Below are 23,024 nucleotides of genomic sequence, written 5' to 3'. Positions count from 1 at the left end.
GGTGCCACACGACGCGTCCTCAGGCGGCGAGCGGTGCCTCGGCGCTGGACTCGACGAGACGCGCGTACCGGCCACCTCGGGCGAGCAGCGTGGCATGGTCGCCGAGCTCGACGACGCGGCCGTGGTCGAGCACCGCGATCTGCTCGGCGTGCCGGACCGTCGAGAGCCGGTGCGCGATGGTCACCGTGGTGCGTCCGGTCATGAGCCGGTCGATGGCCACCTGGACGTCTCGCTCGGTCTCGTTGTCCAGGGCGCTCGTGGCCTCGTCGAGGACGAGGACGCGGGGGTTGCGCAGCAGGGTTCGGGCGAGGGCGAGGCGCTGCTTCTCGCCGCCGGAGAACCGGTGGCCGCGGGCGCCGACGACGGTGTCGAGGCCGGCCGGGAGGTCGGCGACGAGCGGGGCCACCTGGGCGGCGGCCAGGGCACGCCAGAGGTCGTCGTCGGTGGCGTCCGGCGCTGCGAGCAGGAGGTTCTCGCGGATGGAGGCGTGGACGAGGTGGGTGTCCTGCGACACGACCCCGACGATGCCCGCGAGGTCAGCGGAGGCGAGGTCGCGCACGTCGACGCCGTCGATGCTGACGCGTCCGGCGACGGGGTCGTGCAGGCGCGGCAGCAGCGTGGCGAGGCTCGACTTGCCCGAGCCGGTCTCGCCGACGAGGGCGAGCGTCGTGCCGGCGGGCACGTGGAGCGTCACGTCGGCGACGGCGTCGACGCGTCCGTCGTGGCTCACGGTGACAGCGTCGAAGCGCACGTCGCCGCGGGCCGTCGCCGGGTCGAGGGGCACCGGCCGGGCCGGCTCGGGCACGTCGACGGTGAGGTCGAGGTAGCCGAAGATCCGGCTGAACACGGCCATCGAGGTGACCCACTGGGCGCCGACGTCGAGCAGGCCCATGAGCGGGCGGAAGATCGCGCCCTGGAGGCTCGTGAAGGCGATGAGCGTGCCGATGGTCATGCCGCCCGACGTCGCGGGGAAGCCGGCGGCGAGGTAGATGAGGGCCGGGATCGCGGCGAACACGATCTGCATCGTCGCCATCCGCCACCGGCCGGCCAGCTGCGAGCGCAGCTCGAGGTCGATGAGGTCGGCTGAGGTGTCGGTGAAGCGCGCGGCCGTGGCCTCCCCGGCGCCGAGCGTCTTGACGAGGGTGGCGCCGCCGATGCTGAGGCTCTCCTCGACCTGGCTGTGCAGGTCGGCGAGCCGGCGCTGCTGGCGGGCGGTGACGTCGCGGCGCAGGAGGGCGACGCGTCGGGTCATCCACACGGCGGGCGGCACGACGAGCAGTGACAGCAGGGAGAGCCGGGGGCTCAGGGCGACCATGGCGAGGGCAGTGGCGACGGCGGTCGTGACGTTGCTCGCGACGCCGGTGGCGGTGTTGGTGATGACGGCCTGCATGCCGCTGACGTCGTGGGTCAGGCGGGACTGCACCTCGCCGCCGCGGGTGCGGGTGAAGAAGGCGAGCGACTGGCGCTGCAGGTGGCGGAAGACGTCGGTGCGAAGGCCGTGCATGACGCGCTGGCCGACGCTCGTCGTCAGCCAGGTCTGCACGACGCCGAGCAGCTGGCTCACGACGGTGACGCCGAGCATGCCGGCGACGGCGAGCAGCAGGAGGCGGATGTCACGGTGGGGGAGGGCGTCGTCGATCACGGTGCGCAGCAGGAACGGCTGGGCCATCGAGACGACGGAGACGACGACGATGAGCACGGTGACGACGGCGACGGTGGTGCGGTGGGGGCGGAAGAGGGCGGCGACGCGGCGGACCGACACGGGCGACTCGTCGAGCTGGGCACGGTCCTCGGCGGTGGCGCGCTGCGGCCCACGGCGGGTGTTCTGGGGGCGATCCAAGCGATCACGCTCCGTTCAGGTCGGAAGAATATGATGAGGTTACCTCACAATGAGGCAACACGACAAGATCGACCGTATGCTGTGCCCATGCACGACGCCGGGCGCCCCGACGCCGATCCCTCGCTCGACGAGCTCCTGGTCGGCGCCGCCCGCGCGCTCCGCCGCCGGTGGGCCGGGGGCCTCGGGCCCGACCTGACCCCCCACGACGCCCGGGCGCTGCGTGTCATCGGCCACCACGGTCCGACGCGTCTGGGCGTCGTCGCCGACCACCTGCGCATCGCGCCCCGCTCGGTCACCGACGTCGTCGACCGCCTCGAGCAGCGCGGCCTCGTCGCCCGTGCCCCCGACCCCGCAGACCGGCGCGCCCTCACCGTGTCGCTCACCGATCGCGGCGAGTCGGTCCTCGCCGAGGTCGACGCGACCCGACGCGTCGAGTCCGCCGACTTCTTCGGGATCCTCAGCGAGCGTGAGCGTTCCTCTCTCGCAGCCATCCTCAGCCGTCTCGAGGCGCCGCGGCCGTGACCTGTTGCCCTAGAGTGGGTCGCCGCGCCGGGGCAGCACGGCCGCTGCACGCGTCGAGTCGAAGGTGAGGCACATGTCGGGTCTGGTCATGGTCGAGGGGCTGCCCGGCTCGGGCAAGAGCACGACGGCGCACGGGATCGGGTCGTGGCTGGCCGGCCAGGGCGTCGCCGTCGAGCAGTGGCCGGAGGGGCGCACCGAGCATCCGGTCGACCTCGAGCAGGTCTCGGTGCTGACCAACGAGGCCGTCGTCCGGCTGCTCACCGAGATGCCGTCCGCCGCCGACGCCTTCATCCGCACCGCCGAGCGCGCGGGGGATGCGTGGCTCGTCCGGCTCGGCCGGCACCCCGAGCTGCCGGCCGACCTCGTCGAGCGACTCCGTCGCCATGACGGCTACGACGGCGACGTCACGCCCGAGCTGCACGGCCGCGTCCTCACCGACAGCTGGCAGCGCTACGGCGCGCGCCCGCCGCGCACGGCCGTCCAGGTCTGGGAGTGCGTCCTGCTGCAGAACCCGGGCTGCGCGTTCGTCGCACGCTTCGACGAGCCGGCGTCGGCCCTCGAGGCGCACGTCCGCGGCCTCGTCGCCGCCGTGTCGACCCACGCGCCCGCGCTCGTGTACCTCGACGTCGGCGACCCCGAGCCGGTGCTGCGCCGCGCCGCCGCCGAGCGTCCGGACTCGTGGCTGGAGGCCGTCGTCGAGTACCACACGCGTCAGGGCTGGGGCCTGCGGCGCGGCCTCGAGGGCTTCGACGGCTACGTCGAGTTCATGCGGCACCGGCGCGAGCTCGAGCTCGACCTGCTCCCGCGCCTCGCGCTGCCCACGCTCGTCGTGCGCACCGACACCGGTTCGCGGGACGAGCACACCGACCGCATCCGCGCCTTCGTCGGCAGCCACCTCGGCCGCGAGGACGTCCGGGCCGTCGCGCTCGCCCCGGAGCCCGAACGGGCCGCCTGAGCCCATGCCCCTCCACTCGGTCGAAGCGCTGCTCGACGACGCCACCACGGCGGAGGTGCGACGCGAGTGGGAGCTGCTCGCCGCGGCGGGGCTGCCGAGCCAGGCCGGCCACACCGGCCCGACGAACGCGCCGCACCTCACGCTGTCGGTGGCCAGCGCGGTGCCCGACTTCGTCGAACGACGCCTTGTCGAGCGCGTCGCCGCGCTCCTGCCGCGGCCGGTGCGGCTCGGAGGTCTTCTCGTGCTCGGGTCGCGGCGGTTCGTCCTCGCGCGGCTCGTCGTGCCCGACGCCGGTCTGCTCGCCCTCCACGGCGCCGTGGCCGAGGCCATGGTCGCCTGCCCCGACGTACCCGAGCAGGTGCGCGCCGGGCGCTGGACACCGCACGTCACCCTCGCGCGCGGCCTCGGTTCGCGCCAGGTCGGCGAGGCGCTCGCCACCCTCGGCCGCACGCGTCCCGTCGACGGGGCCGTCGCCTCGGTGCGCCGGTGGGACCCCGACGCCGGACGCGCGTGGGGCCTCGCCGGCTGAGGCCTCCCTACGATGGGCCCATGGCTCTCGAACTCGGCCTCGACACCTTCGGCGACATCGCGAACGGTCCCGACGGGCGACCGTTGCACCCAGCAGTCGTGCTGCGCGAGGTCCTGGCCGAGGGCGAGCTCGCCGATCGCCTCGGCCTCGACTTCTTCGGGGTCGGCGAGCACCACCGGCCCGACTACGCCGTCAGCGCGCCCGACACCCTGCTCGCGGCCCTCGCGACGCGCACCGAGCGGATCCGGCTCGGCACGTCGGTGACGGTGCTGTCGTCGGACGACCCGATCCGCGTCTTCCAGCGCTTCTCGACGGTCGACGCGGTGTCGAACGGACGCGCCGAGATCACCGTCGGCCGAGGCTCGTTCATCGAGTCGTTCCCACTGTTCGGCCTCGACCTGTCCGAGTACGAGACCCTCTTCGAGGAGAAGCTCGACCTGCTCGCCGCCGTCGTCGCCGAGGGGCCGGTGCGGTGGGAGGGCTCGATCCGGCCGCCCGTCCAGGTCGACCGGATCATGCCGGCCACCGAGTCCGGGCGGCTGCCCGTGTGGGTCGGCGTCGGCGGCACCCCGCAGTCGGTCGTGCGGGCCGCGCACTACGGCTTCCCCGTCGTGATCGCCATCATCGGCGGCGCCTCGCGGCAGTTCGCACCGCTCGCCGACCTCTACCGCCGGGCGCTGTCGGAGATGGGCAAGCCCGAGCTGCCGATCGGTGTGCACTCGCCCGGCTACGTCGCGGCCACCGACGAGCAGGCCGTGGAGGAGTTCCTCCCGCACTTCCTGCCGTACATGAACAAGCTCGGCCGCGAGCGCCGCTGGGCGCCGATGACCAAGGAGCAGGCTCTGGGCCAGCTCGGGCGTGACGGCGCGGTGTACTGCGGGTCGCCCGAGACCGTCGCGGCGAAGATCGTCGACACGCTGCAGGTGCTCGGGGCCTCGCGCTTCCAGCTCAAGTACTCGATGGGCACCCTGCCGCACGAGCAGCGCGCGGAGTGCATCCGGCTGTACGCCGAGGAGGTCGTGCCGCGGGTGCGCGAACAGCTGGGCTGACGTGGCGATGAGGGTCGCGCTGCTCGGGATGGGGTCGCGCGGCGACGTGCAGCCCTTCGTCGCGCTCGCGCCGCACCTGTCCGCGCTCGGCCACGAGCCCGTCGTCGTCGGGCCGGCGGACTTCCGGTCGTTCGTCGAGGGGCACGGGGTCGCGTTCGAACCGCTGTCGTTCGAGGTGCGCCCCGGCGTCGAGTCCGACCTCGGGCGCCGCTGGCTGCGCGGCTCGTCGACCAACCAGGTGCGCGAGGCCGCGCTGATGCGCCGCGTCGTCGCGTACACGGCCGACGAGCTCGGCGCCGACGTGGCGCGGGTCGTCGGGACGACCGACGCCGTGGTGTCGAGCGCCCTGACCTTCGACGCCGTGGCGAGCCTCTGCGCCCGCGACGGGCGCCCGCACGTGTACGCGACCTTCCAGCCGGTCTGGCCGTCGCGGTACGGGCGGTCGTCGTCGTTCGCGCTGCGGCCCGGGGCGGCATCGACGTTCAACCTAGGCTGGAGCTGGCTCGCCGCCCACGCCGCCTGGTCGATCTTCCGCCAGCCGGGTGACCGGATGCGAAGCCGGATGAACCTGCCCCGCAGAGGTTTCCGCAGTTACGTGCGGGATGCGAGGACGACGCCGACGCTGCTCGCCGCGAGCCCACACGTCGTGCCGCGTGCGCCTGACTGGCCCGACACTCTGACCCAGACCGGGTGGTGGTTCCGCCCCGCCGCGCCCGCCCGGCAGCGACCGGACGCCCTCGCGTCGTTCCTGGACGCCGGCGACCCGCCTGTCTACCTGGGCTTCGGCTCGATGCCGACCCACGACCCGGCATCGGTGCTGCGCACGTTCCTCGACGCGCTGCGACGGGTCGGTCGTCGGGGGATCGTCAGCGCGGGGTGGGCGCAGCTCGGCCGCGGCGGCGTGCGCCCGGGCGACCTGCCGGCGACGGTGCTCGGCATCGAGGGCGCGCCGCACGAGTGGCTCTTCCCCCGGTGCGCCGCGATCGTCCACCACGGCGGGGGAGGAACGACCGCTGCCGCGTTCCGGGCCGGGGTGCCGCAGGTGGTCGTGCCCCACATCGCCGACCAGCCCTACTGGGGCCGACGCGTCCACGACCTCGGCTGCGGCCCGGCGCCCTTGCCGCGCAAGCACTTCCGCACCACGACGCTGACCGCAGCGCTCGAGGAGGCGCTCGCCCCGGCGTCGGTCGAGGCCGCCCGGCGGTTGGGACGGCTCGTCCACGCGGAGGACGGCGCCGCCGACGCAGCACGCGTCGTCGCCGCCGTCATCACGCGCTGATGCGGCGCGGGTGGCGTCAGCCGGCGGCCTTGCGCAGGACGGCGATGAGCTGCTCCTCGACGGCGGCGGTCAGCTTCAGCAGGGCGTAGGCGACGGGCCAGGCGTCGCCGTCGTCGAGGGCGGCCGGGTCGTTGAACCCGAGCGTCGAGTAGCGCGCCTTGAACTTCGCGGCCGGCTGGAAGAAGCAGACGACCTTGCCGCCCTTCGACCACGACGGCATGCCGTACCAGGTGCCGGGCACGAGGTCGGGCGCGGCCTTCTCGACAAGGGCCAGGACACCCTCGGCCATCGCGCGGTCCTCATCGACCATCTCGGCGATCTTCGCGAGCAGCTGGGCCCTCGCCTCGGCCGGGTCGTCACCCTTCCGCCGGGACGCCTTGACCTCGTTCGCGCGCTCCTTCATCGCCGCCTTCTCGTCGTCGGTGAAGGCCGGGCTGGTCCGCTTCGTCGTGGTGCTCATCGCTGGGGTGTCCCCTCTGTCGTGGTGGTGTGTGTCCAGTCTCGGACGCCGGGTGCTCTCGGCGCTTCTCGATTCCTGACCGATGCCCGAAGCATCCCGAAACCGCCTCCTGGAGTGGGGGAGACGCATGGGCGGATAGGGCGCGATCGACGCGTTCAGGGACCAAAGCCGCCGTCTGTCCGGTTCGGCGGTGCGCCCCGGAGCCCGGTCGTAGCCTGCCGAGAGGGGGGAGGCAGGGAACTCCGGCGTCGCCGACGACCGAGGGTCGAGTACTCAGGAGGAACACGCATGAGAAGTGCCATGGGAAGAGCCAGGACACGCCGCGGCATCGCCGTGGCCGCAACGGCCGTCGCCGTCGTGGCCGGCCTCTGGGGCGGGACCCCCGCGGGAGCCCACAACGACGGTCCGAAGGTGGTCGCGTCGGGCCTCAACAACCCGAGACAGCTCGCCTTCAGCCCGGGCGGTCAGCTCTACGTCGTCGAGGCCGGCCTCGGGGGCGAGGGGCCGTGCCAGACCGGCGGGCCCGAAATGGGCAAGGTCTGCTTCGGCCTCACCGGCTCCGTCGCGAAGGTCGGCAAGCACGGCATCACCCGGGTCGTCCGCGGGCTGCCCTCGATCGGTGGCAGCGACGTCATCGGACCCAGCGACCTCACGTTCACGGGCAACCACCGCTTCGCCCTGTCGATCGGGCTCGGTGGCAGCCCCGCCTACCGGGCCGGCTTCGGCTCCCAGGCAAAGCTGCTCGGCACCGTCGTCACCGGCGACCTGCGCCACCCCGGCGCCGGCGTGAAGCTCGTCTTCGACGTCGCGAAGTACGAGAAGAGGGCGAACCCGGACCGCACCGACGTCGACAGCAACGCCGTCGGCCTCGCACGCAAGGGCAACGGCTTCGTCGTGGCCGACGCGGGCGGCAACGACATCGTCTCCACCCGTCACGGCGGGTCGACGGTCGCGGTACTCAAGCCCGTGCCGACGACGAAGCCCGCCACGGCGCCCGACGGCAGCGTGATACCGGCCGGCTTCCCGGCGGACGCCGTGCCGACCGACGTCGTCAAAGGGCCGGACGGTGCCTGGTACGTCTCACAGCTCGTCGGGTTCCCCTTCGAGGCCGGCGCCTCGACGATCTGGCGCATCGTGCCGGGCCACCAGCCGAAGGCCTACGCGACCGGGCTGACGAACGTCACGTCGCTGGCGTTCGACGAGCACGGCCGCCTCTACGCCGTCGAGCTGTCGGCGACGGGCCTGCTGTCGGGCGGTCCCGGCGCCCTCGTCGCCGTGCGGCCGTGGTCGAGCTCGCAACGCGTGGTCGCGAGTGGTCTCTCGCTGCCCTATGGCGTCGCGATCCGCGGTGACTCCGCGTACGTCACGACGTGCAGCACCTTCTGCCCGCCGGGTGCCGGCGCCGTCCTGAAGGTGCGCCTGCACCACTGAGGGGAGGTGTCGGGTCGCCGCTCACGGCTGGGTGGCGACCCGACACCGGGGTGCTCAGATGCGGGCTGCGAGCTCGGTGCCCTGGCGGATGGCCCGCTTGGCGTCGAGCTCGGCGGCCAGCTCTGCCCCGCCGATGACGTGCACCGGCACGCCCAGCCCGCCGAGCGTGGCGGCTAGCCCGTCGACGGACTCCTGACCGGTGCACAGCACCACGGTGTCGACGTCGAGCACCGTCGGGTCGGTGTGGTCCGGGCCGTGCGTGATGTGCAGCCCGGAGTCGTCGACCCGCTCGTAGTTGACGCCGACGTGGTGCTGGACTTCCTTGGCCTTCAAGGCGGCTCGGTGCACCCAACCCGTCGTCCTACCGAGTCCCTTGCCGATGGGGGTGTCCTTGCGCTGGAGCAGGTGCACCTCGCGCGGTGACGCCTCGGGCCGCGGGTCCACGAGGCCGCCGCGTGACGCGTCGGGCGACCCGACACCCCACTCGGCCATCCACTGCTCGACGGTGAGGGGCGAGGCGGTGTGGGTGAGGAACTCCGACACGTCGACGCCGATGCCGCCGGCACCCATGACCGCGACGCGTCGGCCGATCCGCGCCTCGCCGCGCACCGCGGCGGCGTAGGTGACGACCTTCGGGTGGTCGATGCCCGGCACGTCGGGGACGCGGGGCTCGACACCGGTGGCGACGACGACCTCGTCGAACTCGGTGAGGTCGGCCGCCTCGGCCCGACGGCCGAGGTGCACCTTGACGCCGGTCAGCTCGAGGCGTCGCCGGTAGTAGCGGATGGTCTCGGCGAACTCCTCCTTGCCGGGGATGCGCATCGCGATGGCGAACTGGCCACCGAGGTCGTCGCCGGCCTCGAACAGCTCGACGCGGTGGCCGCGCTCGGCGAGGGACGTGGCTGCGGCGAGGCCCGCCGGTCCGGCGCCGACGACGGCCACCGACTTGGCGCGACGCGTCGGGGCGAGCACGAGGACGGTCTCGTGGGCCGCGCGCGGGTTGACGAGGCACGTCGCGGTCTTCTTGGCGAAGGTGTGGTCGAGGCAGGCCTGGTTGCACGCGATGCACGTGTTGATCTCGTCGGCGCGGTCCTGCTCGGCCTTGCGGACCCACTCGGGGTCGGCGAGGAAGGGGCGAGCCATCGAGACGAGGTCGGCACTGCCGTCGGCGAGGGTCTGCTCGGCGAGGTCGGGCATCGTGATGCGGTTGGAGGCCACGACGGGGATCGAGACCTCCGGCCGCAGCCTCGCCGTCACCCGCGTGAAGGCGCCACGCGGCACCGACGTGACGATCGTCGGCACACGGGCCTCGTGCCATCCGATGCCGGTGTTGATGATCGTCGCTCCGGCCGCCTCGACCTCGCGGGCCAGGGCGACGACCTCGTCCCACGACTGGCCGTCCGGCACGAGGTCGAGCATCGAGAGGCGGTACACGACGAGGAAGTCCTCGCCGGCCGCCTCGCGCACGGCCCGCACGACCTCGACGGGCAGGCGGCGTCGGTTCTCGGGGGAGCCGCCGTAGCGGTCGGTGCGCTTGTTGGTCCGCGGCGCGAGGAACTGGTTGAGCAGGTAGCCCTCGGACGCCATGATCTCGACGCCGTCGTAGCCGGCCTGACGGGCCAGGCGCGCGCAGCGGGCGTAGGCGCGGACGGTGCGCTCGACGCCGCGGGTCGACAGGGCGCGCGGCGTGAAGGGGGTGATCGGCGCCTTGAGGCGGCTCGGGGCCACCGATGCGGGGTGGTAGGCGTAGCGCCCGGCGTGCAGGATCTGCAGGGCGATCTTCCCGCCCTCGCGGTGCACGGCGTCGGTGATGCGGCGGTGCCTGCGCGCCTGCCGCGAGGTGACGAGCGCCGATCCGCCCGGGTAGAGGCTGCCCTCGAGGTTCGGGGCGAAGCCGCCCGTGACGATGAGCCCCGCGCCGCCGCGGGCCCGCTCGGCGAAGTACGTGGCCAGCCGGTCGAGGTCACGCGTCCGGTCCTCGAGGCCCGTGTGCATCGAGCCCATGACGACGCGGTTGCGCAGCGTCGTGAAGCCGAGGTCGAGAGGCTCGAGCAGGTGCGGGTACGGGCTCACCCGCTCGAGGGTAGCCGCGGTTACCGCCGGGTAGTGATCCGCGCGGCACACGTCACAATGGCGGGGTGAGCACATCGGACGACGACCAGACCCCCGAGCACCTGGACGTCCTCGTCGTGGGGGCCGGGCTGTCGGGCATCGGCGCCGCCCATCGCCTCAGCACGATGCTCCCGGGCCGGTCCTGGGCCGTGCTCGAGGCTCGTGCGGCGAGCGGCGGCACGTGGGACCTGTTCCGCTACCCGGGCGTGCGCTCCGACTCCGACATGCTGACGCTCGGGTTCCCGTGGGCGCCGTGGCGCGACGACGACGCCATCGCCGACGGCGGGAAGATCCTGCGCTACATGCGCGCGACCGCCGCCGAGCACGGCATCGAGGAGCGGATCCGCTACCGGCACCGGGTCGTCGCGGCCTCATGGTCGACGCCCGACGCCCGGTGGACGGTCACCGTCGAACGGCCGGATGGCGTGCACGAGACCCTGACGTGCGGCTTCCTCTACCTGTGCTGCGGCTACTACGACTACGACCGCGGGCACGACCCCGAGATCCCGGGTCGCGCGGACTTCGCCGGCCGCCTTGTCCACCCCCAGTTCTGGCCCGACGACCTCGACGTCGCGGGCCGGCGGGCGGTCGTCATCGGGTCGGGGGCCACCGCCGTGACGCTCGTGCCGGCTCTCGCCGACCGCGGCGCCGACGTGACGATGCTCCAGCGCACGCCCTCGTGGGTGACGGCGCTGCCGCGCCGCGACCGCTTCGGCGACGCCGTTCGTCGGGTCGTGCCGGGCCGGGTCGGGGACGACGCCGTGCGGTACAAGAACGTGCTCACGACGATGGCGTTCTACCAGCTGAGCCGGCGGCGTCCGGCGCTCGCCCGGGGGCTGTTGTCCCGAGGTGCGGCGCGGGCGCTCGGGTCGAAGGAGATGGCCGAGCACTTCACCGCGTCGTACGACCCGTGGGACCAGCGTCTCTGCATCGTGCCCGACGGCGACCTCTTCCGCGTGCTGCGCGAGGGCCGGGCGCACGTGGTCACGGACACCATCGAGAGGATGACCGACGGGGGGATCCGGCTCGCCTCCGGGCGCGAGCTGCCCGCCGACATCGTCGTCACGGCGACCGGGCTGAGGCTCAAGGTCGCCGGTGGCATCGCGTTCGACGTCGACGGCGAGACGCGCCCGACGAGCGACCTCGTCGTGTACCGGGGCCTCATGTTCGGTGATGTGCCCAACCTCGCCGTCTGCGTCGGCTACGTCAACGCGTCGTGGACGCTGCGGGCCGACCTGGCCTCGCGCTACGTGTGTCGGCTCGTCGACCACATGGACCGCCACGGCTGGCGCGTCGCAGTGCCCCGGCCACCGTCGGGGATGTCCGGGAACGCGTTGCTGCCGCTGTCGTCCGGCTACGTGACCCGGGCCGCGGATCTGCTTCCGCGGCAAGGGGACCGGGCGCCTTGGCTGATGCGCCAGAACTACCTGCTCGACCGGCGCGACCTGCTGCGCGGTGACGTCACCGAGGCGATGGAGTTCGCGCGCTGAATCCCTGGTACGTGAGGCCGGCAAGGACCACCGCGGATGCTCTGCATTGTTCCGCCCGGCGGACCAGGCGTGGACGGCTCGGGCAGATGCAGGCGCTGGCTCAGCAGGTGGAGCAATGCAGAGCATGCGGTCGGCCCCCGGCGCAGGTCTCGTCGCCGCTCAGGCGCTGCTGACATCGGCCGGGCGGGCACGCGGGTCGAGGTCGACGGGGTCGCCGACGCTGATCGTGCCCGAGCCAAGCAGTCGGAACACCGTGCCCGCGCGGTCGTGCAGGGCACGCGCGGCGCCCGGACCGAGCTCGTCGTCGAGGAGGCGGCACGGTGCGGCGACCCGGACCACCTCGAGGTCCACGTCGCGGATGCGGATGCGCTCGCCGGGACGTCGGGGCACCTCGGCACCGCTGATCGTGACGTTGCGCCGCGTCAGGCCCGGGTCGACGGGTCCCCCGAGGTCCGCCGCGGCCGCCTCCAGGGCGTCGATCGCCTGCACCGTGACGTGCCGGTGCCGGCTGCCGTGGTAGCGGTCGCCGACGAGCCCGGCTCCCGCCTCGGCCTCGACGCTCTCGACCGACCGGGTCGGCAGGCGTCGCGCCTTGGCGACGTGGATGGCGACGACCGTGGGGCTCAACCGGCCACCTCGACGCGTCCGGAGACCGCACCGGCGTCCGCGAGCCCGCGCAACCGCGTCACCGCACGCTCGTGCAGCGTCCACGGATCGATGGTGTTGACGTAGATCTTCGTGCCGCCCTCGAAGCCGGCGAGCGTCGAGATGCGCCACTTGATGACCGCGCGCAGGGGGATCGGCACGTCCACCGACGGCGGCCGGTGGTGCCACTCCTCGTTCGAGGGCACGTGGACGCCGGTCGCGGCCTGGCAGGCATGGACGAGGTCGGAGAAGTCGCGGACCTGATCGTCGGACAGGTCCCACGGGCACGGGTCGCCGTCGAGGACGTGCACCACGAGAGCCGGGTAGCGGTGCCCCACGCCCGCGAAGGCGACGGCGTGCTCGGTGCGGGCCACGACGAGCCCCTGCTCCTCGGCGAACTGCGCGCCCCAGCGCAGGAAGAGGTCGGGCTCCCTGCGGACGCGTCGCACCTCGACCTCCTTCTGGGCACTCAGCTCGTCGATCGCGACGACCTGCTTGTGCAGGTGGTCGAACGAGGCACCTGACGCGGCCAGCCAGTTCTGGAACACCGACACGTACCGGGCGTACGGGTTGCCGCGGTAGAGGTCGCGCATGGCCTCGATGCTGAGGCGGACGTACTGCTCGTGCTCGTCGGGGGTCAAGGTGCCCGACGAGGCCAGCTGCGTGTCGTCGGTCGCGCCGTCGACGTAGTGGCGCCTGGCGATGACCACCTGATGGTTGCCGGCGAAGAGGCCCACGGCCTCCCGGTCGAGATCGTCCTCGGCGAGAGGCTCGGCGTCGGCACCGTGAGCACCCCTGGCGCGCATGCGGATCCGCGCCAGCTCGGTGACGTGTGTGCGCCCGGCAGGGGTGGCCAGATAGGCCTCGCGGTGCGCCTGCGACTCCGGCGTCGGCTCGAACCCGTGGGTCAGGTGCCAGTAGTCGTAGCTGAGGATCTCGAAGAGGTTGGGGATGAGCCGGAACTCCGCGACGGTGTCGTCGAGCTGCTCGGCGAGCAGCCCGCGTCGCTGCGTCCACCCGGCGTCGGTGCGCACGAGCCGGGCGATCTCGGGCGTGGTCTCGAGCCTGCGGCCGGCGCAGAAGGCGCAGTGCTGGTCGTGGTCGTCCGGGTCGATCGGCAGCGGCACCCGGTTCGGGACGCCGATGGGCCGGGCCGCGCGCCCCGGCAGTGTCCACACCTTGGTGCCGGTGAGGGGGTTGACCTGCTTGACCGTGCCGTCGGGCAACCGGGTCAGGGGGTGCAGGTTCGGGCGGAGCGATGGCTGGCTCACACCTCCAGACTAGGTGGGCTAGCGTCGGTGCGTGGCCGCCGTCGACCCCACCCAGCCCTACCTCGACCCCCGCCTCGGCGTGGAGGAACGCGTCGCGGACCTCCTCGGGCGGATGACGCTGCCGGAGAAGGTCGGGCAGATGCTCCAGCTCGACGCGAGGGGCGACCTCGAGGACGTCGTCCTGACGCGACTCGCCGGCTCGATCCTGCACGCCTCGCCCGAGCGGATGCTCGAGGCCTTCGACCTCGTCGGCCGGACCCGGCTGCGGATCCCGCTCCTGACGGCCGACGACGCCATCCACGGCCACTCGTTCTGGCCGGGCGCGACGATCTTCCCGACGCAGCTGGCCATGGCCTGCTCCTGGGACCCCGACCTGCTCGAGCAGGCCGCCCGCTCCACCGCCGTCGAGGTCGCTGCCACCGGCATCCACTGGACCTTCTCGCCGGTCCTCTGCATCACCCGTGACCTGCGCTGGGGCCGGGTCGGTGAGACGTTCGGCGAGGACCCGCACCTCATCGGCGAGCTCGGCGCCGCCATGGTCCGCGGCTACCAGGGCGACGGGCTCACCGACCCCACAGCGGTGCTCGCGTGCGCCAAACACTTCGCCGGCTACTCCGAGACCCAGGGTGGCCGCGACGCGAGCGAGGCCGACCTGTCCCGCCGCAAGCTCACCTCGTGGTTCCTGCCGCCCTTCGAGCGCGCCGTCCGCGAGGGCTGCCGCACCGTCATGCTCGGCTACCAGGCGATCGACGGCGTGCCCGTCACGGCCAACGGCTGGCTGCTCGACGAGGTCCTCAAGGGCGAGTGGGGCTTCACCGGCACCCTCGTCACCGACTGGGACAACGTCGGCCGGATGGTCTGGGAGCAGCAGGTCTGCGCCGACGACGTCGAGGCCGCGACGGTCGCGGTCAAGGCCGGCAACGACCTCGTCATGACGACCGCGCAGTTCTTCGAGAGCGCCCAGGAGGCCGTCGCCCGAGGGTTGCTCGACGAGGCGGCCATCGACGACGCCGTCCGCCGCGTCCTGCGTCTCAAGGTCGAGCTCGGTCTCTTCGAGGACCCGCGCGCCCCCGACGCCGCCCGGCAGGCCGCGGTCATCGGCTCCGACGCGCATGCGGCCCTCAACCTCGACGTCGCCCGCCGCTCGCTCGTCCTGCTGACCAACGACGGCTCGCTGCCCTTCGAACCCGAGGCACCCGACGCGTCGCCCCGCACCGTCGCCGTCATCGGCCCCAACGCCGACGACCCGCAGGCGAACCTCGGCGACTGGGCCGGCGCGTCGGGGCAGGTGGACTGGATGCCCGACGGCCACCCGCGCGAGTGCGTCGAGACCGTCCTCGACGGCTTCCGCGCCGTCGTGCCGGCCACGTGGACCGTGACCCACGCCCGAGGTGCCGACATCGAGGTGCTCGTGCCCGACCCCGACGGCCCGACCTTCCCCGACGGCCAGCCGCGCCCACCCGTGTCCGCACCCGCGCCCGTCGACGCCGACCAGCTGGCGCAGGCCGTCGCCGCGGCCCGCGCGGCCGACCTGGCCGTCGTCGTCCTCGGCGACACCGTGGCGCTCACCGGCGAGGGCTGCTCGACCGCCACGCTCGACCTCCAGGGCGGCCAGGTCGCACTGCTCGACGCGCTCGTCGACGGTCTCGCCGGCACCGGGGTCCCGCTCGTGCTCGTGCTGCTCCACTCCAAGCCGAACGTCCTGCCCCCCAGCGCCCTTCGCGCGTCGGCGATCGTCGAGGCGTTCAACCCGGGGATGCGGGGCGGCCGCGCGGTCGCCGAGCTCGTCCTCGGCCACATCGACCCGGCAGGTCGCCTGCCCGTCTCCGTGCCCCGCCACGTGGGCCAGCAACCGACCTACTACAACCAGGTGCGCGGACAGCACGGCCGCCGCTACGCCGACCTCACCCAGGACCCGCAGTTCGTCTTCGGCGACGGCCTCTCGTACACGACCGTCGAGTGGTCCGACCTCGCCCTCGACCCCACCGACCTCGACGTCGACGGCGCCGTCACGGCGCGCGTGACGCTGACGAACACCGGCACGCGTCAGGCGCACGAGGTCGTGCAGGCCTACGTCACCGACGTCGTCACGAGCGTCACGTGGGCAGCGAAGGAGCTCAAGGCGTTCCGCCGCGTCACCGTGCCGCCGGGGGAGTCGGTCGTCACCGACGTGCAGGTGCCCGTTGCGGCGTGCACCGTCGTCGACGCGTCGGGCCGGCGTGTCGTCGAGCCCGGCGAGTTCGAGCTCCTCGTGGGCCCGACGTCGCGCGACGCCGACCTGCTCCGCGCCCCCTTCACCGCCCGTCACCCCGACCACGTAGGAGCCAGATGATGCGCGCAGCACGAGTCACCACCCTCGACGGGCCGACGTCCGTGCACGTCGACGACGTCGAGGCGCCGACCGTGGTGCCCGGGCACGTCCTCGTCGACGTCCACGAGGCGGGCGTCGCCTTTCCCGACGTGCTCCTGACCCGCGGGCTCTACCAGATGCGCCCCGACCCGCCCTTCACGCCGGGCGCCGAGTGCGCGGGCGTCGTCAGCGCGGTTCCCGAGGACAGCGCGTTCGCCATCGGTGACCGCGTCGCAGCCTTCCCGGTGCTCGGCGCCTTCGCCGAGCAGGTCCTCGTACCAGAGTCGCTCGTCTTCCCGCTGCCGGAGTCGGTGTCCTTCGCCGCGGGCGCCGCGCTGCCGATGAACTACCTCACGGTCCACTTCGCCCTGACGCAGCGCGGGCGGCTCGAGCGCGGGGAGGTCGTCCTCGTCCACGGCGCCGCCGGCGGCATCGGCACGGCCGCGATCCAGCTCGCTCGGGCCATGGACGCCCGCGTCATCGCCGTCGTGTCCACGCAGGAGAAGGCGGCCGTGGCGCAGGCGGCCGGCGCCCACCACGTCGTGCTGGTCGACGGTTTCCTCGACGCCACCCGCGAGCTGACCCAGGGCCGCGGCGTCGACGTCGTCGTCGACCCGGTGGGCGGTGACCGCTTCACCGACAGCGTCCGTGCCCTCGCGCCGGAGGGTCGGGTGCTCGTCATCGGCTTCACCGCCGGATCGATCCCCGAGGTCAAGGTCAACCGGCTGCTCCTCAACAACGTCAGCGTCGTCGGCGTCGGTTGGGGAGCGTTCTGGCAGAAGCGGCCCGAGTTCGTCCGCACCCAGTGGGACTCCCTGCAGCCCCTCCTCGAGCGCGGCCTGCTCGACCCGCCGATCGGCAGCCGCCACGCCCTCGACGACGTCGCTGCCGCCCTCACCGAGATCGACGAGCGCCGCGCCACCGGCAAGGTGACGATCACGGTCCGCGGGTCGTGAGCCCGGCCATGCAGCTGCGACGCCACGCCCCCCGCTCGCCTCGACGCGTCCTCGTCACCGGTGGCGCGTCGGGCCTCGGGCTCGCGCTCGTGCGCGCCCTCGACGCCCGCGGTGACCGCGTCCTCGCCACCGACCTGCCCTCCGAGCGCCCCGACGCCCTACCGGCGTCCGTCGGCTACCGGCGTCTGGACGTGCGCGAGGACGGCGACTGGGACGCCGCGCTCGCCCACGTGCGCGGCACCTGGGGCGGTCTCGACGTGCTCGTCAACAACGCGGGCGTCGCGGCCGGCGGCCGCATCGACGTCGCGACGATGGACGAGTGGCGCCGGCTCGTCGACATCAACCTGCTCGGCGTCGTCCGCGGCTGCCGCACCTTCACGCCCCTGTTCAAGGAGCAGCGCAGCGGACACATCGTCAACACGGCCTCGCTCGCCGGCCTCGTCCACGCACCGGGGATGGCCGCCTACAACGCCGTCAAGGCCGGGGTCGTCGCAGTGAGCGAGACGCTCTCGCACGAGCTCGCGCCGCACGGCATCGCCGTCACCGTCGTGTGCCCGTCGTTCTTCCGCAGCGGCCTCGACGCGTCGTTCCAGGGCGCCGACGCCGAGATGGAGGACGCCGGGCGCCAGCTGGTCAGCCGGTCGCGGCGCTCGGCCGACGAGGTGGCCGCCACCGTCGTGCGCGGCATCGACGCCAGGCGGGACGTCGTGCTCACCGACGTCGACGGCCGGATCGCCTGGCGCGCCAAGCGGTTCGCTCGACCGCTCTACACGGCGACGATGCGCCGGGCAGCCACCCGTCGGGTGAGCGGTCGCCCACCTGCCGCCCGGCCTGGCGATGGCCTGCGCAAGGACTGACGCATCGGGCGCGTTGCGGCTCAGGCGTGCCGACGGTCCACGGCCGAGGGTGCCGGAGCGCGCAGGACGTCGCGCAGCGTCGCAGAAAGGAGCTCGGCGGCGTCGCCGGCGGCGTCCGACGTGAACACCCGTGTGAGGTCGGCCTCGTCCTCGACTGACTCCCAGCCGAGCGCCTCAAGGTCGTGGACCTCCGACCTCGAGAGCGCGGTGAGGCCCTCGAACTCCGGGTCGGCGATGCACTCGAGCGCGAGGAGGCCCTCGAGGCGACTGGCCTGCACGAAGACGTCTGCGGTGGTGGCCGGCTCGGGTCGCCCGCGACGGCGAAACCTTCCCGGGCGCTTCGGGGCCCCCGGCTCCCGTGTGGTGCCCCCGGCGTCCGCGTGCACGGTGAACGTCAGCCACCCGCCCTCGGCGAGGTCGGCCAGGTCGGCCGCGACCCGACGCGTCCAGCCCTCCCACGACTCCTCGGAGAGCTCGGCCGGCCCGGTCACGCATCCCCCTCGACGTCGACCTCGGCGTCGACCTCTACGTCGACCTCGACGGCGGCCTCGGACATCAGCGCCCGCAGGTGGTCCGGGATCGGTGTGGGGCGACGCGTGGTGGCGTCGATCTCGACGTGGACCCAGTGGCCCAGGGCGCAGATGGCCCCGTCGGTGTCCTCGCGTCCGCCGACGCGCTCCGGGTCGACGAAGAGCCCGAGCTGGTAGGTGACGCTGCTCGTGCCGAGGCGCGTGACCCGCAGCCCCACGACGAGCGGCGTCGGGAAGGCCACCTCGGCGTAGAACGCGCACCCGGACTCGGCAACGACGCCTTGGGTCGGGTCGCGCGTCGGGTCGATCGTCACGTGCTCGGCCTGCCAGCCGTTGATCGCCGAGTCGAACAGCTCGTAGTACACGGCGTTGTTGAGGTGGCCGTACATGTCGTTGTCCGACCAGCGCGTCGTCACCGGCCGGTGCACGGGGAAGTCGGCGAGCGTCAGGGAGCGTGGGTCGGCCATCCGCCCATCCTGCCGGACCGGTGGACGAGGCCTGCCGGTGTCGGCGGGCCGACCTAGAGTCGGGGGATGGCGTGGAGCGTGGGGCGGGCGACGTGGGTCGCACAGGTCACCGACCCCGACATCGCCCAGCAGGTCGGGTCGCGCACCTTCGGCCGGGGTGAGGCCTATGCCGCCGAGCGCCGCGTCCGGTCCATCGCCACTCGCCCCGACGGGCTCATGATCCTCGGCACGATCGAGGGCAGCGGTGCCGAGACCTACCAGACGATCATCGAGGCCCGCCCGCACCCGAAGGGCCGCGCGCACCTGTGGAACGGCCGCTGCAGCTGCCCGGTCGCCACCGACTGCAAGCACGTCGTCGCACTGCTCATGACCGCCCGCGACGTCGCCAACGGCGTCCTGCCCGAGGCGGTCGTCGAGCCCGAGGCCACCGCACGCGTCGGCGCGCCGGCGGGGGCGCCCCGCCGCGACGCCGCGCCCCGGCTCGTGCACTGGTCCGACGTCCTCGGCCACGTCCGCCCCCGCACCGACGCCGCCCCGAGCACCGACGCGCCGCCGGAGCCGCGCGGCGACCTCATGCCGGCGGGTCTGCTCGTCGACGTCGTCTACCGCGACCCGCGTGGCCGCGGCGGCCTGCCCGAGCCGGGCTACGGTGTCCGGCCCACCCGCTGGACCCGTGCCGGCACGTGGCACCGCACCCTGACCTGGCACGACGCCCTGCCGCAGTGGCGCGCCGGCATCCGCCTGCTGCCCGAGCACGAGCGGGCGCTGACGCGCCTCTACGACGCCGCGCGCCACGGCTCCGGCGGCACCACCCACCTCACCGCCGCGCCGCCCATCGCCCTCGACGCGAGCCCCGACGTGTGGCCGCTGCTCTCACGCGCCCGCGACGCCGGGGTCGCCCTCCTCCCGGGCGAGGGGGTCACCGGGCCGGTCACCGTCCTCGACGACCCGGCCACGCTCGAGCTGCACGTGCGGCGGGCACCCGGCGACTCCGGCGACCTCGTCGTCGACGTGCAGGTCGTGGGTCTGCCCGAGGCCGGCGAAGGCGCCGGCGAGGACGCCGAGATCCTCTTCCTCGGCGACCCGGTGCACGGTGTCGCCGTCTCCGCCGACGACGGCGCGCTGACCTTCGTGCCGCTCGAGCAGGACCTCGGCCTCACCCCCGCCGCCCTCGAGCAGGCCGTGGCGGGGCTGCGCGTCCCGGCCGACGAGCGGGCCCGTTTCCTCGGGTCCACCGTGCCGGGGCTGCGGCAGCGGGTGCGCGTGCGCTCCGAGGTCCCGCTGCCGGTCGCCGACGCGTCCGACGAGGGGCCGGGTGGCCCCGAGCGGGTCACGGTCCACGTCCGCGTCGTCCATGACGTGCCGGGCGAGCTGCGCCTCGACCTCGGCCACGCCTACGACGGCGTCCTGCGGCCCCTCACCGAGCGTCCGGCCCACGGCGTCCACGGTGCCCTCGGCGCTCTCGGCATCCGCCGCACCCGCGACCGCGACGCCGAGACCGCCGCGACGCTCGCGGCCACGTCGCTGCACGCCGTCCCGGGCGCCGTCGGCGGGCTCGCCGAGAAGCTGCCGTGGTTGCGCTCCCGACTGCACCTGCGCGGCGTCGACGCGGCGCGGTTCGTCTCCGAGCAGCTGCCGACGCTCGAGGCCGATGAGCACGTCACCGTCGAGGTCGACGGAGACCTCCCTCCGTACGAGGAGGTCACGGCGCCACCCGTCGTGCACATCGGGGCCGTCGACGCCGGCACGGGCACGAAGGCGCGTGAGCGCGCCGAGCCCGGTGACTGGTTCGACCTGCGGGTCACCGTCGAGGTCGACGGTGAGGAGGTGCCGTTCGAGCCGCTGTTCGCGGCGCTCGCCGCCGGGGACGACATCATGCTCCTCGACTCCGGCTCGTGGTTCCGCCTCGACCGGCCCGAGCTCGTCCGCCTGCGCACCCTCATCGACGAGGCCCGCGACCTCGCCGACCCCGAGAGCGGCGGGCTGCGCCTCAGCGCGCACCACGCCGACCTCTGGGAGGAGCTCGCCGCCCTCGGAGTCGTCGAGCAGCAGAGCGCGCGCTGGGCGGCCAACGTCGCGGCGCTCGCGCCCCTCGCCGACGCCCCCGCGGCCGAGGTCCCACCCGCCCTCCGGGCCACCCTGCGTCCGTACCAGCTCGACGGCTACCACTGGCTGACCCGCCTGTGGGACGCCCGCCTCGGCGGCATCCTCGCCGACGACATGGGCCTCGGCAAGACGCTCCAGGTCATCGCGGCGCTCGCGCGGGCCCACGACCTCGGCGAGCTCGGCGGTGCGACCTCGGAGCGGCCCGACGCCCGGGGCCCGGTGCTCGTCGTCGCGCCGACGAGCGTCGTCGGCACCTGGCTGCAGGAGCTCCACACCTTCGCGCCGCACCTGCGGGCCGTCGCCGTCACCGCCACCGAGCGCAAGCGCGGAACCGCTCTCGCGGAGGCCGTCGCCGATGCGCAGGTGGTCGTCACGTCGTACGCCGTGCTACGCCTCGACGCCGATGCGTTCCACGGGATCGCTTGGGGCGGAGTGGTGCTCGACGAGGCGCAGTTCGTCAAGAACCGTCAGGCCAAGACCCACCTCGCGGTCCGGCGGCTCGGGGTGCCGTTCACGCTCGCGGTCACGGGCACCCCGCTCGAGAACTCCCTCATGGACCTCTGGTCGCTGCTGTCGCTCACGGCGCCCGGCCTCTACCCGCGCCCCGACGTCTTCACCCAGCACTACCGGCGGCCGATCGAGTCCGGGGAGCGGCCCGACCTGCTCGACCTCCTGCGCCGCCGCATCCGTCCGCTCGTGCTGCGCCGCACCAAGGAGCAGGTGGCTCTGGACCTGCCGCCCAAGCAGATCCAGGTCGTGCCGCTCGAGCCGCACCCGGTGCACCGGCACGTCTACGACCAGCACCTGCAGCGCGAGCGCCAGCGGATCCTCGGCCTGCTCGGCGACGCCGACGCCAACCGCGTCGCGATCCTCGCCTCCCTGACGCGCCTGCGCCAGCTCGCCCTCGACCCGTCGCTCGTCGACCCCACCCAGGCGGGTCGTGCCACCGCGGCCAAGGTGGAGTTCCTCGTCGACCAGCTGCGCGAGCTCGCCGCCGAGGGCCACCGGGCCCTCGTCTTCAGCCAGTTCACCGGGTTCCTGCGGCTCGTCGAGGCCGCGGTCACCAAGGCCGGCCTGTCGACCGCCTACCTCGACGGCTCGACCACCGACCGTCAGGCCGTCGTGCGCGGCTTCCGCGAGGGCGACGCCGTCGCGTTCCTCATCAGCCTCAAGGCCGGCGGCTTCGGGCTCACGCTCACCGAGGCCGACTATGTCTTCGTGCTCGACCCGTGGTGGAACCCCGCCGCCGAGGCCCAGGCCATCGACCGTGCCCACCGCATCGGCCAGGACAAGCCCGTCACCGTCTACCGACTCGTGTCGGCGGGCACGATCGAGGAGAAGGTCGTGGCGCTGCAGGAGCGCAAGCGCGACCTGTTCGACCGCGTCGTCGACGAGGGCGGGTCGATGACCGGGGCCATCACCCCCGACGACGTCCGCGACCTGCTGTCGCTGTCGGGCCCGTCACCGGATCACTCGCAAAGGACCATCTGAAGCTCCCGGTGGGGCCTAGCGTGAGACATGGTGCTCGGCGAGCGTCGACGGGTGCCAGGCCAACTCACGAGTGCATCGCTTTGGGAGGCTGTGAATGACAACCACTGTGCAGGAAACAGGCGTCAAGACGACCCGAGGGCTGCGCGGGGTCGTGACCGTCGGGCTGCTCCTGGTGATCTTCGGTGCGATCCTCGCGGTCGCGGGCGTCGTCACGTGGGTCGTCGTGACCAACCAGCTGTCGGCGGAGAAGATCACCGTCTCCGAGGATGCCGACCGGTTCGCGGGCCAGTCGGTGAACAGCCCCTGGACGGCATACGCACAGGCCGAGGTGATCAACAAGCACGCTCTCGAGGCCAGCGGCGGCAAGACCTACGCCGAACTGCCGAAGGACGACCCGAAGCGCCAGACGGTGATGACCGCGTCGTTCCTGCGGGCGTCACTGTTCACGTCGGTGGTCGCCTACGGTGTCGCGCTCATGGCCACCGCGCTCGGCGTGGGGTTCGTCCTCGCGGGGTGGGCGCTGCGAACCGTCGCGAGACGGGCCTAGGTCGCACGGCCCCACGTCCTCGTGACGTCGGTGGGTCAGGGATGCGGGTACGTCATCCACATCCCCGGCTCCCGGACGCCCTGACGGAGGCACTTGCCCCCCGGCATAGAGTGATCGGAGCCGGAAGGTCTCCAGAA

19 protein-coding genes are annotated in these 23,024 nt (G+C 73.5%); 12 read left to right on the top strand and 7 right to left on the bottom strand.

The annotated features are described in order from the left end of the window. Positions 1-19: 19 nt before the first annotated feature. A complete protein-coding gene (locus AC3A5R_RS14030; protein WP_487621380.1) occupies positions 20-1,840 on the bottom strand; it encodes an ABC transporter ATP-binding protein in 1,821 nt (606 codons plus the stop codon). Between the two features lie 87 nt (positions 1,841-1,927). Here AC3A5R_RS14030 and AC3A5R_RS14025 point away from each other — a divergent pair, with 87 nt between their 5' ends. The 5 genes from AC3A5R_RS14025 (at position 1,928) to AC3A5R_RS14005 (ending at position 6,174) form a co-directional block, all read left to right on the top strand. Further along, entirely contained in the window at positions 1,928-2,362 is a 435-nt protein-coding gene (locus AC3A5R_RS14025; protein WP_487621379.1) for a MarR family winged helix-turn-helix transcriptional regulator, read from the top strand. 73 nt (positions 2,363-2,435) lie between these two features. Beyond that, positions 2,436-3,317 (top strand): P-loop NTPase family protein, encoded by an 882-nt coding sequence (locus AC3A5R_RS14020; RefSeq protein ID WP_487621378.1) that lies wholly within the window; start codon positions 2,436-2,438, stop codon positions 3,315-3,317. Between the two features lie 4 nt (positions 3,318-3,321). After that, complete coding sequence (locus AC3A5R_RS14015; RefSeq protein ID WP_487621377.1) at positions 3,322-3,846, top strand: 2'-5' RNA ligase family protein; 525 nt, start codon at positions 3,322-3,324, stop codon at positions 3,844-3,846. Between the two features lie 20 nt (positions 3,847-3,866). Further along, positions 3,867-4,895 (top strand): LLM class flavin-dependent oxidoreductase, encoded by a 1,029-nt coding sequence (locus AC3A5R_RS14010; protein WP_487621376.1) that lies wholly within the window; start codon positions 3,867-3,869, stop codon positions 4,893-4,895. A gap of 7 nt (positions 4,896-4,902) precedes the next feature. Further along, complete coding sequence (locus tag AC3A5R_RS14005; protein ID WP_487621424.1) at positions 4,903-6,174, top strand: glycosyltransferase; 1,272 nt, start codon at positions 4,903-4,905, stop codon at positions 6,172-6,174. Positions 6,175-6,190: 16 nt separating this feature from the next. On the opposite strand, the gene AC3A5R_RS14000 is transcribed toward AC3A5R_RS14005, so the two are convergent. Beyond that, positions 6,191-6,634: an iron chaperone gene (locus AC3A5R_RS14000; RefSeq protein WP_487621375.1), complete on the bottom strand. Its 444-nt coding sequence runs from the start codon at positions 6,632-6,634 to the stop codon at positions 6,191-6,193. Positions 6,635-6,934: 300 nt separating this feature from the next. On the opposite strand from AC3A5R_RS14000, the gene AC3A5R_RS13995 reads away from it, so the two are divergent. Further along, on the top strand, positions 6,935-8,065 hold the full coding sequence (locus tag AC3A5R_RS13995) for a ScyD/ScyE family protein (protein ID WP_487621374.1): 1,131 nt from the start codon (positions 6,935-6,937) through the stop codon (positions 8,063-8,065). A 54-nt stretch (positions 8,066-8,119) separates the two neighbouring features. Here the strand turns inward: AC3A5R_RS13995 and AC3A5R_RS13990 are convergent, their stop codons facing one another. Further along, positions 8,120-10,138 carry an FAD-dependent oxidoreductase gene (locus AC3A5R_RS13990; protein ID WP_487621373.1) on the bottom strand — a complete coding sequence of 673 codons (2,019 nt, stop codon included), beginning with the start codon at positions 10,136-10,138 and terminating at the stop codon, positions 8,120-8,122. 65 nt (positions 10,139-10,203) lie between these two features. On the opposite strand from AC3A5R_RS13990, the gene AC3A5R_RS13985 reads away from it, so the two are divergent. Further along, on the top strand, positions 10,204-11,667 hold the full coding sequence (locus AC3A5R_RS13985; RefSeq protein WP_487621372.1) for a flavin-containing monooxygenase: 1,464 nt from the start codon (positions 10,204-10,206) through the stop codon (positions 11,665-11,667). Between the two features lie 159 nt (positions 11,668-11,826). On the opposite strand, the gene AC3A5R_RS13980 is transcribed toward AC3A5R_RS13985, so the two are convergent. After that, positions 11,827-12,294 carry an MOSC domain-containing protein gene (locus AC3A5R_RS13980; RefSeq protein ID WP_487621371.1) on the bottom strand — a complete coding sequence of 156 codons (468 nt, stop codon included), beginning with the start codon at positions 12,292-12,294 and terminating at the stop codon, positions 11,827-11,829. Continuing rightward, entirely contained in the window at positions 12,291-13,583 is a 1,293-nt protein-coding gene (locus AC3A5R_RS13975; RefSeq protein ID WP_487621370.1) for a DUF4921 family protein, read from the bottom strand. Before AC3A5R_RS13975 ends, AC3A5R_RS13980 begins: the two co-directional genes overlap by 4 nt. A gap of 31 nt (positions 13,584-13,614) precedes the next feature. On the opposite strand from AC3A5R_RS13975, the gene AC3A5R_RS13970 reads away from it, so the two are divergent. The 3 genes from AC3A5R_RS13970 to AC3A5R_RS13960 are packed head-to-tail and all read left to right on the top strand — an operon-like array spanning position 13,615 to position 17,746. Further along, complete coding sequence (locus AC3A5R_RS13970; RefSeq protein WP_487621369.1) at positions 13,615-15,915, top strand: exo-beta-d-1,3/1,6-glucosidase; 2,301 nt, start codon at positions 13,615-13,617, stop codon at positions 15,913-15,915. After that, positions 15,915-16,889 (top strand): NADPH:quinone oxidoreductase family protein, encoded by a 975-nt coding sequence (locus tag AC3A5R_RS13965; RefSeq protein ID WP_487621368.1) that lies wholly within the window; start codon positions 15,915-15,917, stop codon positions 16,887-16,889. Before AC3A5R_RS13970 ends, AC3A5R_RS13965 begins: the two co-directional genes overlap by 1 nt. After that, a complete protein-coding gene (locus AC3A5R_RS13960; RefSeq protein ID WP_487621367.1) occupies positions 16,886-17,746 on the top strand; it encodes an SDR family NAD(P)-dependent oxidoreductase in 861 nt (286 codons plus the stop codon). The genes AC3A5R_RS13965 and AC3A5R_RS13960 overlap by 4 nt, the downstream gene beginning before the upstream one ends. 20 nt (positions 17,747-17,766) lie before the next feature. On the opposite strand, the gene AC3A5R_RS13955 is transcribed toward AC3A5R_RS13960, so the two are convergent. Further along, positions 17,767-18,237: a TY-Chap domain-containing protein gene (locus AC3A5R_RS13955; protein ID WP_487621366.1), complete on the bottom strand. Its 471-nt coding sequence runs from the start codon at positions 18,235-18,237 to the stop codon at positions 17,767-17,769. Further along, entirely contained in the window at positions 18,234-18,743 is a 510-nt protein-coding gene (locus AC3A5R_RS13950) for an acyl-CoA thioesterase (RefSeq protein WP_487621365.1), read from the bottom strand. Before AC3A5R_RS13950 ends, AC3A5R_RS13955 begins: the two co-directional genes overlap by 4 nt. 66 nt (positions 18,744-18,809) lie before the next feature. Here AC3A5R_RS13950 and AC3A5R_RS13945 point away from each other — a divergent pair, with 66 nt between their 5' ends. Next, positions 18,810-22,340: a DEAD/DEAH box helicase gene (locus AC3A5R_RS13945; RefSeq protein ID WP_487621364.1), complete on the top strand. Its 3,531-nt coding sequence runs from the start codon at positions 18,810-18,812 to the stop codon at positions 22,338-22,340. 94 nt (positions 22,341-22,434) lie between these two features. Beyond that, entirely contained in the window at positions 22,435-22,887 is a 453-nt protein-coding gene (locus tag AC3A5R_RS13940) for an aromatic ring-opening dioxygenase LigA (RefSeq protein ID WP_487621363.1), read from the top strand. Positions 22,888-23,024 lie beyond the last annotated feature (137 nt).

The organism is Intrasporangium sp. Soil_C_50, assembly GCF_057656595.1.
The sequence above is the reverse complement of the archived record's forward strand: the minus strand, read 5'-3'. Positions and strand labels throughout refer to the sequence as shown.

Bases quoted from the DNA above. Each gene is read 5' to 3' on its own strand.
- AC3A5R_RS14025 (WP_487621379.1), top strand. From the start codon at position 1,928: ATGCACGACGCCGGGCGCCCCGACGCCGATCCCTCGCTCGACGAGCTC.
- AC3A5R_RS14020 (WP_487621378.1), top strand. From the start codon at position 2,436: ATGTCGGGTCTGGTCATGGTCGAGGGGCTGCCCGGCTCGGGCAAGAGC.
- AC3A5R_RS14015 (WP_487621377.1), top strand. From the start codon at position 3,322: ATGCCCCTCCACTCGGTCGAAGCGCTGCTCGACGACGCCACCACGGCG.
- AC3A5R_RS14010 (WP_487621376.1), top strand. From the start codon at position 3,867: ATGGCTCTCGAACTCGGCCTCGACACCTTCGGCGACATCGCGAACGGT.
- AC3A5R_RS14005 (WP_487621424.1), top strand. From the start codon at position 4,903: ATGAGGGTCGCGCTGCTCGGGATGGGGTCGCGCGGCGACGTGCAGCCC.
- AC3A5R_RS14000 (WP_487621375.1), bottom strand. From the start codon at position 6,634: ATGAGCACCACGACGAAGCGGACCAGCCCGGCCTTCACCGACGACGAG.
- AC3A5R_RS13995 (WP_487621374.1), top strand. From the start codon at position 6,935: ATGGGAAGAGCCAGGACACGCCGCGGCATCGCCGTGGCCGCAACGGCC.
- AC3A5R_RS13965 (WP_487621368.1), top strand. From the start codon at position 15,915: ATGCGCGCAGCACGAGTCACCACCCTCGACGGGCCGACGTCCGTGCAC.
- AC3A5R_RS13950 (WP_487621365.1), bottom strand. From the start codon at position 18,743: ATGGCCGACCCACGCTCCCTGACGCTCGCCGACTTCCCCGTGCACCGG.
- AC3A5R_RS13945 (WP_487621364.1), top strand. From the start codon at position 18,810: ATGGCGTGGAGCGTGGGGCGGGCGACGTGGGTCGCACAGGTCACCGAC.
- AC3A5R_RS13940 (WP_487621363.1), top strand. From the start codon at position 22,435: ATGACAACCACTGTGCAGGAAACAGGCGTCAAGACGACCCGAGGGCTG.